Origin of the sequence: Paraburkholderia susongensis (assembly GCF_900177725.1) — a bacterium.
GTDB lineage: Bacteria > Pseudomonadota > Gammaproteobacteria > Burkholderiales > Burkholderiaceae > Paraburkholderia > Paraburkholderia susongensis.
In genome coordinates this window covers 22,212-36,002 of record NZ_FXAT01000012.1, presented here as the reverse complement: position 1 = coordinate 36,002, position 13,791 = coordinate 22,212, and the positions used below count along the sequence as shown (strand labels likewise).

The following is a 13,791-nucleotide window of genomic DNA, read 5'->3' as shown; positions in this document are numbered from 1 at the left end:
TCGCATCGGCATAGGTCGGCATGTTCTGTTCACTGAGATCGGTAGCGGTGCGAGCCGGGGCGGTCGCTTCGTTCCCGCTGCCGCACGCATTCGACCTGCAAACACCTGTAAGCGCATTTTATTCCGTTGGCAATTCATCTGACTTTGCTTCGCCGATCCGTTGCACCGGCCTTGCCGGGTTTGGCGGGTTTGCCGGGTTTGCCTTATCCCCGCCGGCTGGCGCGCACATCCTGAAGCGTTGCCAATCTCCATCGCGTTCGACGTCATCGCGCGGTCATCACGTCGGCGGCGCGCATGAGGCCGTGGGTGCGCGCATCGCCGGCGACCACGAAGCGTTCGGGCCACGTGGCCCACGTCAACAGCCGCATTTCTCCGACGCGGCGCGCGGCCCACTGCGGTTCTTCACGCGCGAACGGCGCCGCGGCCGACATCAGCACGATCGGCTGCCCGTCGCGGTTCAGATAAACGAATTCGTTCGCGCGCTGCAACGGGCCGAGCGAGCGCACGCGCTCTTCGACGAGGCGCAGCCCGATCGCGCCGAGGTTCGGCGCGATCGGGTCGGCGCGCGTCGGCGACGCGGCGGAAAAGTGCTGCGCGGTGGCCTCAGCCAGCGCCATCACCGCGGCGTTGGCGAGCGCCTGCGCGGATACCTGGGCGGCCGCGAGCCAGCCGCCCGCCGCCACCAGCATCAGCGCGAGCACGGCCAGCGCCCCGAACGTTTTGCGCGCGCGGCCAGTTGGCAGCAGACGGCCGGGCGTCCGGCGCCGTCCGCCGGCGCGGCCCGGCGCGGGCTCATCGGTGGTTTGAAACGCGGCCTGGATTTGCGCGTTGAGGTTGTCGTAGAACGCGACGCGGCGTGCTTCCGCCGGATGCTTGCCGAGATAGTCGCGCAGGGACGCGGCGCGTTCGGGCGTCAGCGTGCCGTCGGCATAGGCCTGAATGTCGGCTTCGGAAAGCGGCGCGCGGGGCGGTTGATCGGTCGAGGTCATGGTGCGGGTGATACAGGTGGCGCGGGTGGCGCGGGTGGCGCGGATTGCGGCTATCGACCGGTGAACAGTGGCACGCCCCCATTTATTCCGCACGCCGACAATGTTTTTTCCGCCCCGCGAACAGAGGAATAAAAGCCGTGCAACCGTGGTTCTGCTACGTGCGAACCCGCACAACTCTCACAGGAGTCGATCATGAAGAAGCTCTCGTTTGCCGCTTTGTCTTTTGTCGTTCTCGCTGCTTCGTCGAGCGCATTTGCGCAGGGCAAGACACGTGCTCAGGTGTACCAGGAATTGATCGAGGCTCAGCAGAATGGCCTCGATTACATCACCGATGCGTCGTACCCGGACGTCAGTCCCGTATTCGCGCATCAGGTCGAGCAGCACAAGCAGGCGCTGGCCGCGCAAGCGGCAGCAGCGGCCGCCGCGAGCCGCGTGGCGAACAGCAGCGCGCCTGGCGTTGGTGTCAACTGAAGCAGTGCCGGTCACCGGCGCGCGCAGGGAGGGGGCGCGCCGGCACCGGATGAGATGGATCGGGGAATAGATCGTCGAGCGGCGTGTTAGCGAATACATCGATCCATTCCCCGATCCATCCGGCAAGGAGTCGTCGTGACACAGCCCTCCGTTCCCAATCCTCGGCCCAATCCTGGGCCCGAGCAGCCGCCCAATCAGCCGCCGAATCAGCCGCGCATCTGCGCGCCGTGCCGGCTCGCTGCGATCGGCGCGGTCGTGCTGGCGCTCGCAGGCGGCTTCGCTTACACGGCAGGCTGGCTCACGCCCGCGCGCCTCACCGCGCCGCGCATCATCGATACGTTCGAAGCAGTGGCGGGCCAGCATCCAGGCTATCGGCGCAATCACGCGAAGGGGCTGTGCGTCGAAGGCTATTTCGACAGCAACGGCAACGGTGCGGCGCTTTCGCGCGCGGCGGTGTTCGCGCCCGGCCGCACCCCGGTCACAGGACGCTTCGCGGTGCCGGGCGGCAATCCGTCCGCGCCCGATACCAGCTCGCCGGTGCGCAGCTTCGCGTTGCAGTTCCGCTTGCACGACGGCGAAGAGTGGCGCACCGGCATGAATTCGACGCCGGTTTTCGCGGTGCATACGCCCGCCCAGTTTTATCAGCAACTGGTGGCCGCCAAGCCCGATCCTGCGACCGGCAAACCCGACCCCGCGAAACTCAAGGCGTTCTACGCGGCCAATCCCGAGACGCAGCCGTTCCAGCGCTGGGTCAAGGCGCATCCGCCGTCGTCGAGTCTCGCGAATGCCGCTTATTACAGCATCAACGCGTTTCGGTTCACGGACGACCACGGCGCGACGCGTGCGGTGCGCTGGGCGGTGGTGCCCGAAACGCCGTACGCGCCGATCAGCGCCGCAGAGCAGGCCGCGAAGAATTTTCTCGCCGGCGATCTCGACGAGCGTCTGCAGCAAGGGCCGTTGCGCTGGCATCTGATCCTGAGCGTCGCGCAACCGGGCGACCCGACCGACGACGCCACGCTGCAATGGCCCGACGATCGCGAGCACGTCGACGCGGGCACGCTCGTGATCGAGCGCGCGACGTCGCAGGAAGAGGGCGCCTGCCGCGACATCAACTTCGATCCGACGATCTTGCCCGCGGGCATCGCGCCATCGGACGATCCGCTGCTCGCCGCGCGTTCGGCTGCCTACGCGCTGTCGTTCAAACGCCGCACGCGCGAAGAAGCGCTGCATCCGGAGATTCATCAGGCGAAGGCACGAACGCAAACACAAGCGCAAGCGCAAACAACATCGCAGACGCCCACACCATCGCAAACAACCGGAGAGCATTCATGACGCCCGTGCGCACTCATTTCAGTCCGCTCGCGCGGCTGCTGCATTGGACGATGGCGCCGCTGATCGTCGCGATGCTGTTCATCGGCGTGGGCATGGTCGCGACCGTTGCGCGCACGCACGACACGCTGGTCGCTCTGCACCGGCCGCTCGGCATCGCGTTGCTGCTGCTCGTGCTGCTGCGGCTTGCCGTGCGTATCGCGCGCGGCAGCCCGCCGTTGCCGCGGCAGATGCCGAAGGCGCAGCGTCTCGCGGCAAAGGCGTCGCATGTCGTGCTGTATGCGCTGATGCTGGCGATGCCGCTGATCGGCTGGGCGATGCTCTCCGCGGCAGGCTATCCGGTCACGCTGTACGGTCCGCTGCATTTGCCGCCGATCGTGCCGCACAACGTCGTGCTGTTCGCGCTGCTGCGCGCGCTGCACACATGGCTCGCGTTCGCGCTGTTCGCGACCGTGCTGCTGCATCTCGCGGCGGCACTGCTGCATGCGCTGATTCTGCGCGATGGGGTATGGGCCAGCATGGCGCGCGGCGGGCGCTAAAGCAGGCACGCTCGGGGCTCTGGCGTTTCCTCGTTCATCGCGGACGGCGGCAGCGAGAGTGTCTCGCACCCGCCGCACCCGCCGCGCCCGCGTCTCCTGAATTCGGTTTGGATCGGTCGGCCCAGCCATTTTCGTCCAACGCGTAAAATGGCCGGTTATCACACGCAATCGCAGCCGGACGCAACGGGCCGGACAGTCGCGATTGCCTTCGCCGGTTTGAACAGGAATGCACGCGGATGTCGTCAGTTTTCTTCGATCGGGAAAGGATTGCGGAATGGCTTGGTGACTGGACGGTCGCCAAGGCGCGCTCGGTAGGCGCGGTCAGCAACGTGACATGGCAGGGCGCGACGCTCAGCGGCGACGTGCAGGGCTCGCAGCCGCAGCCATACCGGACGCGGGTGCGCTTTCGCACCGACGGCGGCTCGCCGTGGGCACATAGCGACTGCACCTGCCCGGTCGGCCGCGACTGCAAGCACGTCGCGGCGCTGCTGCTCGCGGAGCTCGACTACCACGACGAGATGGATCACATCATCTACGTGGAAGACGATAGCGGCAGAAATGGTGCTAGAAGCGGTGCTAGAAGCGGTGCTGGAAGCGCGCCCGACGCTTTCGCTGCGCGGCCGGCGAACGTGTCGGGCACGTCGTCATCCGGTGTGCGTCCCGAACTCGTGAGCTGGCTCGAACGTTTTCGCGAGCGCTCGCAGGCGGCCGATGCGGCCGCCGGGAAAGCCGATGCGCGCAAGGCAGGCGCAGCGCGCGCCGAAACGCTGGCCTACCGGCTCAACTGGTCGAGCTTCCATATGCGTCACGAGGTCGTGCTGCATCGGGCGCGCTGCGATGCCGAGGGCACGATCGTCGAGGTCGGTGAGAGCTGGGCCGAGGTGGAAGCGGCGCTTCTGCGGCAGCCCCGCTTCGTGTCCGACGAAGACCTGTCGATCCTGCGCGGCCTGTGGCTCGGCCGCTCGCGTGAGGATTTCGGTCAGTTCGTGCTGCGCGGCACGAGCGGCGCCGAGACCTTGCACAAACTGATCGCGACCGGCAGGCTGTTCTTCGACTTCGGGACCGCACCCGGCCACGCGGGGCCGACGCCGCTCACGCGCGCCGCCGACCGGCCCGGCCGCATCGAGTGGGAGCCGCTCGCCGACCAGCGCCTGCGCCCGGTGCTGCGCACCGAGCCGCGCGCGAGCATGGTGCTGCCGACCGAACCGGTCTGGTACGTCGACGGCGTCGCGAACGAGGCGGGCATCGTGCCGCTCTCGCTGCCGTTCCAGCAACTGCCCGATTACCTCGCGATGCCGCCGATCTCGCTCGCCGAGGCGCCGCTCGTCGCGTCGGTATTGCGCGAGGTCGCGCCGGACCTGCCGCCGCCGCCGACTCAAGACGCGCCCGCGATTCGCGTGATCGACGTCGATCCCGTGCCGGTGCTCACGCTCAACAGCCACGTGCCGGCCGGCACGAAGGCGGTGAAGAGCGCGAAGGCCGCGCCGCGCAAATCCGCAGCGCTCGAACTGGCCGCCGTGAGCTTCGACTACGACGGCGTCAGCATCAACGCGGACAGCAGCGTGACGCTCGTGCCGCTGCCGGGCGGCGACGTGATCCACATTCGCCGGCGCTACGACGCCGAGAAAAAGCGCCTGCTCGAACTGCGCAAGACGGGCTTGCAGAAAGTGCCGACCCGCAGCGTCTACGCATCGCGGCTTCTGCCCGACACGATGCTCGGCCTGCCCGATGCCGACGCGTGGTCCGCGTTCGTCAACGACGCGGTGCCGGAACTCGTCGCCAACGGCTGGCGCGTGACGATGGCGCCGGAGTTCCGCTACAACGTGATCGAGATCGACGCGATCGACGGCACCGCGCATCAGGCCGGCGACGGCTGGTTCGATCTCGAGATGGGCATCCGCGTCGGCGAGCGCAATGTGCGGCTCGAACCGCTGCTCGCCGACCTGTTCCGGCGCGACCGGCGCTGGCTGAACGGCGCGCTTGAGACGATCGGCGACAGCGAGCCGATCGAGCTGAAGACCGAGGAGAACAAGCGGCTGCGGCTGCGCGCCGATCGTCTGAAGCCGGTGGTGCGTGTGCTCGTCGATCTGTTCGATTCGCTCGGCGGCGCGCTCGCCGAAGGTGCGCCGCTGCGCGTGGCCGCCGTCGATGCAGGCCGGCTCGATGCGCTCAACGACACCGGCCGCTGGCAATTCAGCGGCGACGACTCGATCCGCGAACTCGCGCGCCGTCTGCAAGCCGGGCCGGGCCTGCGCGAAGTGCCGGTGCCGCGCGGTCTGAAGGCCGAGCTGCGCGTATATCAGCAGCAGGGTCTCAACTGGATGCAGTTCCTGCGCGAACAGGATCTCGCCGGTGTACTCGCCGACGACATGGGCCTCGGCAAAACCGTGCAGACGCTCGCGCATATTCTCGCGGAGAAGGAAGCCGGACGTCTTGCGCGTCCCGCGCTGATCGTCGTGCCGACCACGCTCGTGCACAACTGGCGCGAGGAAGCGCGCCGCTTCGCGCCGGAGCTGAAGGTGCTCGTGCTCAACGGGCCGCAACGCAAGGAACGTTTCGAGCAGATCGGCGAACACGAACTGATCCTGACGACCTACGCGCTGCTGTGGCGCGACCAGAAGGTGCTCGCCGAACACGACTACCATCTGCTGATACTCGACGAGGCACAGTACGTGAAGAACGCGAGCACCAAGGCCGCGCAGGCGATCCGCGGCTTGCGCGCACGGCATCGGCTGTGTCTGACGGGCACGCCGCTCGAGAATCATCTCGGCGAGCTGTGGTCGCAGTTCGATTTTCTGCTGCCGGGGTTTCTCGGCAACCAGAAAGACTTCACGCGGCGCTGGCGCAATCCGATCGAGAAGAACGGCGACGGCGTGCGCCGCGCGCTGCTCGCGCGCCGTATCCGGCCGTTCATGCTGCGCCGTCGCAAGGACGAGGTCGCGAAGGAGTTGCCGGCCAAGACCACGATCGTGTGTCCGGTCGATCTGGAAGGCGCGCAGCGCGATCTCTACGAGACGGTGCGCATTGCGATGCAGGAGAGGGTGCGCGCGGCGGTCAGCGCGCAGGGGCTCGCGCGCAGTCACATCATCGTGCTCGATGCGTTGCTGAAGCTGCGTCAGGTTTGCTGCGATCCGCGGCTCGTCGGTGCAGCCGGTGCTGCTGGCCGGGGTGGCCCGGGTGGTCCAGGCGGCCCGGGTGGTGCGGGTGGTGCGGGCGAGCGCCTGATGCGCTCGGCCAAGCTCGATCTGCTGCTGTCGATGCTGCCTGAGCTGATCGAGGAGGGGCGCCGCGTGCTGCTGTTCTCGCAGTTCACCGGCATGCTGGCGCTGATCGCCGCGGCGCTCGACGAAGCCGCGATTCCGTACGTGACGCTGACCGGCGAGACGGCCGATCGCGTAAGGCCCGTGACGCGTTTCCAGCAAGGCGAGGTGCCGCTCTTCCTGATCAGCCTGAAGGCGGGCGGCGTCGGCCTGAACCTGACCGCCGCGGACACGGTGATCCACTACGACCCGTGGTGGAACCCCGCCGCCGAGAATCAGGCCACCGACCGCGCGCATCGGCTCGGGCAGGACAAGCCGGTGTTCGTCTACAAGCTGATCGCGGCGGGCAGCATCGAGGAAAAGATCGTGGAGCTGCAGGAGCGCAAGGCGGTGCTCGCCGACAGCATCCTCTCGCAGGATGCCGCGGGCGCCGCGAAGTTCTCGGACGACGACCTCGATGCGCTGTTCGCGCCGATGCCGGAGATCGACGGCGCGAGGTGAGGGCGCGGGGGAAGGTCACAACAACGACGAGAGGCCGGACTGTAACAAAACCTCTGCGTGTGTAAATTGATACGCGCCTCGCCTTCGGTGTTCTGAATGTCAGACGCGCGTGGCTCGGGACTTCGGCGTTGCTCGGCGAGTAATAGCTACCTCGCCGGCGGTTACAAATGAAGTTCTTTCATCTTGAGCGAGGTTTTCGTCGACGCTAACGTGGTGGCACTCGTGCGGTTAGACCCCGGCGAGCGTGTGTAGTGTTTTTTAGCGGCGTGGCCTCGAATGAGGCAACGCCGCATTTTGTTGGCGGCTACCCGCTGCCCGTCCCCGGCATTCCTGTCATCCGATCGTCCGCCACGAGCTTGCGCAAGCAACGCGCGGCGTGCTTCCTCGCGAATCCATCCCGGTTGATAACCGCACGCACTTCTCTGTGCGCGAAGATCTGGCGCGACCGTCTGTCATCCTGACGCGTACACTGGCGAGCGATATGGTTCGCTCAGTATTCCTTCGGTTGCCGGCGTATCAACGCAATTATGCGGAAACGATGCTGGAAAACACCAAGGTCGCTACAGACAGCCACCAGTATACTGGCCAACTGCCGGACGCCGTCATTTCGGGAAGGTCAGAACGAATCAGGTCAGGCGCCGTTTGTCGGACTCAACAGGAGGAGGGCAAAAATGAAGCGCATTGTTTCCCACTATCTGATTGCATTGGCAGCGGTCGCGGCCTGTTCGCTCACAGGGCCGGCGCACGCGGATGCCGCGCATCCGGTCATCGCATTGCTGCCGGGCGTCACCGATCCTTTCTACTTCACGATGCACCGCGGCGCCGAACGGGCCGCGAACGAAGAGCACGTCCAGTTGTTATTCCAGGTGCCCAAGGCGTGGAACACCACCGAGCAGGTGCCGATCCTCAAGGCGTTCATTGCCAAACACCCGGATGTGCTGCTGATTTCGCCGGTCGACAAGCAGCAATTGATTGGACCACTGAAAGAAGCGGCTGACGCGGGCATCAAGATCATCACGGTCGACACGTATATCGGCGACGGCCACTATCAGACCGGCAAGGGCGACGCGGATTTCCCGCTGTCCTATATTGCTTCGGACAACCTGGAAGGCGGCCGCGTCGCGGCGCGCTCGCTCGCGAAGGCCATCGGCGACAAGGGGACGGTCTATTGCGAAAACAACAAGCCGGGCATCTCGAGTACCGACGCGCGCGCCGAGGGTTTCATCGAGGAGATGAAGAAGCACCCCAACATCAAGGTGCTGGAAACGCAATATAACGAGGATGATGCGAACCGCGCCGCGTCCCACGTCGCCGCGGTGCTCGCGCGCAACCCCGACCTTGCTGGCGTGTTCGGCGCCAACACCTTCTCCGGCAGCGGCGCCGCTCAGGGCGTCAAGGCGGCCGGCAAGCAGGGCGTCGTCAAGGTCGTGGTGTTCGACGCCGTGCCTGGCATCGACCAGCAGATCAAAAGCGGTCTCGTGGACATCGCGATCGCGCAGCGCCCGGACGAGATCGGCTATGACGGAGTGAAGTTCGCGGCGGACGTGATTCGCGGCAAGAAGATTCCGCCATTCAAGAGCACCGGCTTCGTGGTGCTCGACAAGACGAACATCGACCAGCCTGAGATGAAGCAGTACATCTATTCGAACTAGGCAAGCGCTGTCGAACGAGGACTTATCGCCGCCGCGTGCGCCGATGCGCGCACGCGGGCGCCATTCCCGATTTCCCGGACGATTCGATGGATAACTCACGGCTCGACAGGTTCGCACTGGTCAGCAAGATCTGGCCGTGGCTTTTCCTTTGTGCGCTGCTGGTGTTTTTCGAGGTCTGGGCGCGAATATCGGATCATCGTTCGTTCATCTTCAACGTCTACAACCTGCAGTCGATCGGTCTGGCGGCCAGCGCGCCGCTACTGCTCGCGATCGGTCAGACCTTTGTGATCATCACCGCGGGCATCGATCTGTCGGTCGGCTTTGTCATGGGTCTGGCCGCCGTGTGTGTCGCGCAATTCACGATATTGGGCGGCAGCTCGCCGTGGATCCTGCTGTTTTCCATTCCGCTGACGCTCGGGGTCTGTGCGATTCCGGGGCTCGTCAACGGCGTATTGATCGCGCGGCTCGGCGTACCGGCCTTCATCGGCACGCTCGGCATGTATGGTGTCGCCCGAGGGGCGGGCTTTCTGGCGGCGGGAAGCGGTATGACCGTGGCAGTGGACAATGCTGGCCTCGCCTGGCTTGGCCGCGGCTGGATACCGGTGGCGCTGACCGCTGTTTTGCTGGTCATCATGCATTGGGTGCTGTCAAAGACGCGTTTTGGCCAGTACACCTATGCAATCGGCGGCAATCCACAGTCGGCGATCCGCGCCGGCATCAATGTCAGGCGCCACTTGCTGGTGATCTATCTGATCGCCGCCGCGTTTGCCGCTATCGGCGGCGTCGTCTATACGGGGCGCTTTGCCGCGGGTGCCGCCAATGCCGGCGAACCGATGCTTCTCGACTCGATCGCAGCGGTCGTGATCGGCGGAGCCAGTCTGTTCGGCGGGACCGGCAATGTCATCGGCACGCTGATTGGCGCGCTGATCATTGCAGTGATCGAGTTCGGCCTGGTATTCATCGACGTCAACGCGTTCTGGCAGTTTATCGTGGTCGGCATCGTCATCATCATGTCGGTGTTGATCGACCAGTACAAGGAACGTCTCGGCGGTGCCCAATGAGCACCCCGATCCTCGAGGCGCGCGACATCTCGATCCGCTTCGGCGGTGTGGAAGCGCTCCGGCGCGTCTCGCTGCGGCTGATGGCAGGCGAAGTGCTGGCGCTCGCGGGCGACAACGGCGCAGGCAAGTCGACCCTCATCAAGATCCTCTCCGGTGTCTACCACGCCGACGCGGGCCACCTGCTGTTCAATGGCGCACCCTTGCAGTTGCGCGACCCGCAGGACGCGCGTGCCCAGGGGATTGAGACGATTTACCAGGATCTCGCGCTCGCCGACAACCTCGATGTCGGCAGCAACATCTTCCTCGGGCGCGAGCCGACGCGCCGCCAATTCGGGCTTCAGGTGATCGACCGGCCGCGCATGGCGCAGGTCGCACGCGAAGTGCTCGAGCGTCTCGATATCGAGATTCCCGAGCGCAAACTCAGGGGGCCGGTGAAGATGCTCTCGGGCGGCCAGCGACAGGCGATCGCGATCGGCCGCGCGATTTACTGGAATGCGCGCGTGCTGATCATGGATGAGCCGACCGCCGCGCTCGGCGTACCCGAACAACGCAAGGTGATGGAGTTGATCGTCGCGCTGAAAGCCCAGGGTGTGTCTGTGATTCTGATCTCGCACAACCTTCACGATATCTTTGCGATTGCCGATCGCGTTGTTGTGCTGCGGCGCGGCGAGGTCGCCGGCGAACGGCTCGTGGCCGAAACTAACGGCGACGAGATCGTGCGTCTGATGGTTGGAGACACGTACGCGAATGCGCGCGGATCGGGCCGTGGCTGAGCCTCTCATGGCGCTCGACGCCGCGCCGCGCGAGCGCAGGCGGCTCGCGTGCGACGCGGGGCCTACCGTCCCGAAGCCGGTCCGAGACGCGCCGCAATGGTGCGGCAGGCTGCCAGCAGCGGCTCGATGTAGCGCGTTTGCGCGTCGGCCTGGTGACGGAAGGTCGGCATGCTGATGCTCACGCAGCCCACCGCGCGTCCGTCGACCCCACAAATCGCCGCGCCGTAGCAGGAAATCGCGACTTCATTCTCTTCGCGGTCTTCGGCGTAGCCGCGTTGCTCGGTGGCGCTCAGCTCGTGGCGCACCGCGTCGAGCGTGGTCAGCGTGTGTTCGGTGAAGCGTTGCAACGGCGCGTCCTTGAGCAGCGCTTCGCGCTCGGCCACGCTGAGTGTCGCGAGATACGCCTTGCCGACCGAGCTCGACGTGAGCGATACGCGTGTGCCGATACGCGATGCCATCCGGACCGCGTGCGGGCTTTCGAGCTTTTCGATGTAGACCATCTCTCCCTGGCTCGGCACGGCGAGATGGATCGTCTCCGATGTAACGTCGCGCAGCTCCATCAACGCGTCGACGGCCGCGAGACGCAGGTCCGAGCGCTCCCAGCTGCGGCTCGCCAGATTGACGAGGCGCGGGCCGAGCCCGAAGGTGTTGCCTGCACCTCGGCCGACGATCAGTCCTTCGGCCTGCAACGCGGCTACGATGCGGTGCACGGTGGGGCGCGGATAGCCGCTCGCCGCGCTCAGCTTCGCGACGTTGGGCGGCGTATCGGCGTCGGCGATCAGTTGCAGCACCACGATGAACTTCGAGAACGCGGCGGCGCCCGCGACGGTTTTGGCGTCGGCGGCGGTGCCGCTCGAAGCGCGAGCGGCACCTTCCGCGTTGGGAGCATCAGAGGTGCTGACTGCACCGGCAGCGCGTGGATCAGCGGTTGTGCCGGAGCGTCTCGCGGCGCGGGCAGAGGGCGTGGAATCGGTGGCGGACATCGGATAAGGGTAGGGCGGAATTGAGCAATTATGCCCTCTATTGTGCGCGGCTATCGGCGCAATCCGGACGTCGCACGCGCGGTGTTCCGTGATGCTCGCGGGCTTCAAGGAACGCCAGTGGTCACGCCCTTGCGCGTCAGGCGACCAGATAGCCGCCGTCGACGGGCACGATCGCGCCCGTCATGAACGACGCCGCTGGTGTGCACAGAAACGCCGCGACTTGCGCGACTTCGTCCGGCGTACCCCAGCGGCGCATCGGCGTGCGATCGAGAATTGCCTGCGAACGGCCGTCGTCGTTCTGCAAGGCCTGCGTGAGCGGCGTCGCGATCCAGCCGGGCGCGATCGCATTGACGCGAATGCCGTCGGCGGCGTAAGCGAGCGCGAGCGATTTGGTCAATTGCGCGACCGCGCCCTTGCTCGCGCTGTATGCGGGTACGAGGCCGCCGCCGAAAAAGCTCAGCATCGACGCCGTGTTCACGATGCAACCCGACGACGCCTTCAGCAATTCGCGCGCCGCCGAGCATACCCGCATCGTGCCATTCAGGTTGATGTCCATGACGCGTTCGAACACTTCGATCCGATGCTCTTCGGCGCGGCTGATGACCCCCGCGCAATTGACCACGATGTCGAGCCTGGCGAACGCCCGCAACGCGGCGGCCACGTCGTCGCCCGAGCGCACGTCGAGCGTGATGCGTTCGATTGCGGGGTCGAGCGTGTCGGGTGCGCCTTCGGGCAGCGGCAAACCAGCCGCGACCGTTTTTGCGCCGAGCCGGGCGAGCGCGTTCGCGATGGCCGCGCCGATTCCGGAGAAGCCTCCGGTGACGAAAGCGGCCTTGCCGTCGAGTAGATTGTTCTGGAATGTCATAAGAGTCGGCAACGAGTGCTCAGGTGGGTTGAGTGTTCGCGGTGCTGGGCAGCGGTGTGTGCGCCACTTCCCTGACGACGAACAGATAGACGAACGCGGCGGCGAACGCGACGCCTGCGCTGATCAGCAGCGCGTTGACGAACGAGTGAGTCCGATCGACGACGATGCCGGTGATGACAGGTGCGAACGAGCCGCCCAGATAGCCGCCGAAGTTCTGCATGCTGCCGAGCGACGCGACCAGATGGCGGGGCGCCGCGACACTGACGAGCGCCCATGCGGTGCCGCTGGAAAGATTCACGAAGAACATCGCGGCTGAGACATAGACGATCGCAAGCGTGGTGCTCGGCGTATACGCGGCGGGCACCGTGAACGCCGCCGCGCCGATCAGACCGATGCAAAGCGGCCACTTGCGGCTGCGGATCGGCGCCATGCCGCGCTTGAGCAGGTAGTCGGCGATCAAGCCGCTGCTGACCATGCCGATGGTGCCGAAAATGTACGGGATCGACACCAGCCAGCCGGTGTGCGCAATGCTCAGATGACGCTCGTTCTCCAGATAGCCTGGCAGCCAGGTGAGGTACAGCCACACCATATAGATCACGCCCATGAAGCCGAAGATCATCCCCCATGTGTTGCGCAGCCTGAAAAGCGCGCCCCATTCGGCGAAGCTCAGGCCCTTCGGGCTTTCCGTGATCTGCGTGCCTTCGTCGAGGTGAGCGGTTTCCGTATCGGTGAGTGCGACTTCATCGCGGTTGCGGTAGACCACGTACCAGCCGACGGCCACCAGAATGCCGAGCACACCCATGATGATGAACATCGCGCGCCATCCGAAGCCGAGCATCAACACGGTGAGCAGCGGCGGGGCGATCATCGGCGCGATGGTCGACGATGAAATGAACGTGCCGGTCGGCCGGCCGCGCTCGCGCACCGCAAACCATTCGTTGACGACTTTCGCGCCGGCCGGAAACAGCGGCGCTTCGGCCACGCCGAGCACGACTCGCGCGAAAAGGAAATGATTGAGCGTCTGGATGAAGCCGCCCGCGACCTGCGCGAGCGACCACACGAGCATGCCGAGCCCCAGCATGACGCGCGAGCCGAAGCGGTCGAGCAGCGCGCCCACAGGCAGTTGCGCGAACGCATAGGACAGCGAAAACGCCGACAGCAGCAGCCCCATCTGCGAAGCCGACAGATGCAGCTCCTCGCTCACCAGATGATTGGCGATCGACAGCGTGCTGCGATCGAGGTAGTTGACGATGCCGGCGACCGTCAGAAAGACGACCGCGACCATCTGGATGCGTTTCAGACGGGGTGACTTCTGAAGCATGTTTGTCTCCTGCGCAAGCGGACTTGCGGGTGATTGGAATAGTGACG

Annotated in this window: 11 protein-coding genes; 7 read left to right on the top strand and 4 right to left on the bottom strand. The window is 65.8% G+C overall.

All coding sequences use genetic code 11. The features are described 5' to 3' along the window. Positions 1-263: 263 nt before the first annotated feature. On the bottom strand, positions 264-989 hold the full coding sequence (locus tag B9Z01_RS27075; RefSeq protein WP_085488632.1) for an anti-sigma factor family protein: 726 nt from the start codon (positions 987-989) through the stop codon (positions 264-266). A gap of 192 nt (positions 990-1,181) precedes the next feature. Between B9Z01_RS27075 and B9Z01_RS27070 the strand changes: the two genes are divergently transcribed. The 7 genes from B9Z01_RS27070 to B9Z01_RS27040 all read left to right on the top strand — a co-directional run bounded on the left by B9Z01_RS27070 (position 1,182) and on the right by B9Z01_RS27040 (position 10,575). Beyond that, the gene (locus tag B9Z01_RS27070) at positions 1,182-1,460 is read left to right on the top strand and encodes a DUF4148 domain-containing protein (protein ID WP_085488631.1); all 279 of its coding nucleotides are present in this window, start codon (positions 1,182-1,184) and stop codon (positions 1,458-1,460) included. A gap of 216 nt (positions 1,461-1,676) precedes the next feature. Next, positions 1,677-2,792 (top strand): catalase family peroxidase, encoded by a 1,116-nt coding sequence (locus B9Z01_RS27065; protein WP_085488780.1) that lies wholly within the window; start codon positions 1,677-1,679, stop codon positions 2,790-2,792. Further along, complete coding sequence (locus B9Z01_RS27060; RefSeq protein ID WP_085488630.1) at positions 2,789-3,328, top strand: cytochrome b; 540 nt, start codon at positions 2,789-2,791, stop codon at positions 3,326-3,328. The genes B9Z01_RS27065 and B9Z01_RS27060 overlap by 4 nt, the downstream gene beginning before the upstream one ends. Positions 3,329-3,564: 236 nt before the next feature. Continuing rightward, positions 3,565-7,089 (top strand): DEAD/DEAH box helicase, encoded by a 3,525-nt coding sequence (locus B9Z01_RS27055; protein ID WP_085488629.1) that lies wholly within the window; start codon positions 3,565-3,567, stop codon positions 7,087-7,089. A 671-nt stretch (positions 7,090-7,760) separates the two neighbouring features. Continuing rightward, positions 7,761-8,741, top strand: a complete 981-nt coding sequence (locus B9Z01_RS27050) for an ABC transporter substrate-binding protein (RefSeq protein ID WP_085488628.1) — start codon at positions 7,761-7,763, stop codon at positions 8,739-8,741. An 86-nt stretch (positions 8,742-8,827) separates the two neighbouring features. Beyond that, on the top strand, positions 8,828-9,802 hold the full coding sequence (locus B9Z01_RS27045; RefSeq protein WP_085488779.1) for an ABC transporter permease subunit: 975 nt from the start codon (positions 8,828-8,830) through the stop codon (positions 9,800-9,802). Beyond that, positions 9,799-10,575: an ATP-binding cassette domain-containing protein gene (locus B9Z01_RS27040; RefSeq protein WP_085488627.1), complete on the top strand. Its 777-nt coding sequence runs from the start codon at positions 9,799-9,801 to the stop codon at positions 10,573-10,575. The genes B9Z01_RS27045 and B9Z01_RS27040 overlap by 4 nt, the downstream gene beginning before the upstream one ends. Before the next feature lie 62 nt (positions 10,576-10,637). On the opposite strand, the gene B9Z01_RS27035 is transcribed toward B9Z01_RS27040, so the two are convergent. The 3 genes from B9Z01_RS27035 to B9Z01_RS27025 form a co-directional block, all read right to left on the bottom strand. Then, on the bottom strand, positions 10,638-11,558 hold the full coding sequence (locus tag B9Z01_RS27035; RefSeq protein WP_085488626.1) for an IclR family transcriptional regulator: 921 nt from the start codon (positions 11,556-11,558) through the stop codon (positions 10,638-10,640). A 136-nt stretch (positions 11,559-11,694) separates the two neighbouring features. Continuing rightward, the gene (locus B9Z01_RS27030) at positions 11,695-12,423 is read right to left on the bottom strand and encodes an SDR family NAD(P)-dependent oxidoreductase (protein ID WP_085488625.1); all 729 of its coding nucleotides are present in this window, start codon (positions 12,421-12,423) and stop codon (positions 11,695-11,697) included. 19 nt (positions 12,424-12,442) lie between these two features. Next, positions 12,443-13,744, bottom strand: a complete 1,302-nt coding sequence (locus tag B9Z01_RS27025) for an MFS transporter (RefSeq protein WP_085488624.1) — start codon at positions 13,742-13,744, stop codon at positions 12,443-12,445. Between the last annotated feature and the right edge of the window lie 47 nt (positions 13,745-13,791).

Coding starts and splice junctions, on each gene's coding strand:
- B9Z01_RS27075 (WP_085488632.1), bottom strand. CDS start 989: ATGACCTCGACCGATCAACCGCCCCGCGCGCCGCTTTCCGAAGCCGAC.
- B9Z01_RS27070 (WP_085488631.1), top strand. CDS start 1,182: ATGAAGAAGCTCTCGTTTGCCGCTTTGTCTTTTGTCGTTCTCGCTGCT.
- B9Z01_RS27060 (WP_085488630.1), top strand. CDS start 2,789: ATGACGCCCGTGCGCACTCATTTCAGTCCGCTCGCGCGGCTGCTGCAT.
- B9Z01_RS27055 (WP_085488629.1), top strand. CDS start 3,565: ATGTCGTCAGTTTTCTTCGATCGGGAAAGGATTGCGGAATGGCTTGGT.
- B9Z01_RS27050 (WP_085488628.1), top strand. CDS start 7,761: ATGAAGCGCATTGTTTCCCACTATCTGATTGCATTGGCAGCGGTCGCG.
- B9Z01_RS27045 (WP_085488779.1), top strand. CDS start 8,828: ATGGATAACTCACGGCTCGACAGGTTCGCACTGGTCAGCAAGATCTGG.
- B9Z01_RS27040 (WP_085488627.1), top strand. CDS start 9,799: ATGAGCACCCCGATCCTCGAGGCGCGCGACATCTCGATCCGCTTCGGC.
- B9Z01_RS27035 (WP_085488626.1), bottom strand. CDS start 11,558: ATGTCCGCCACCGATTCCACGCCCTCTGCCCGCGCCGCGAGACGCTCC.
- B9Z01_RS27030 (WP_085488625.1), bottom strand. CDS start 12,423: ATGACATTCCAGAACAATCTACTCGACGGCAAGGCCGCTTTCGTCACC.
- B9Z01_RS27025 (WP_085488624.1), bottom strand. CDS start 13,744: ATGCTTCAGAAGTCACCCCGTCTGAAACGCATCCAGATGGTCGCGGTC.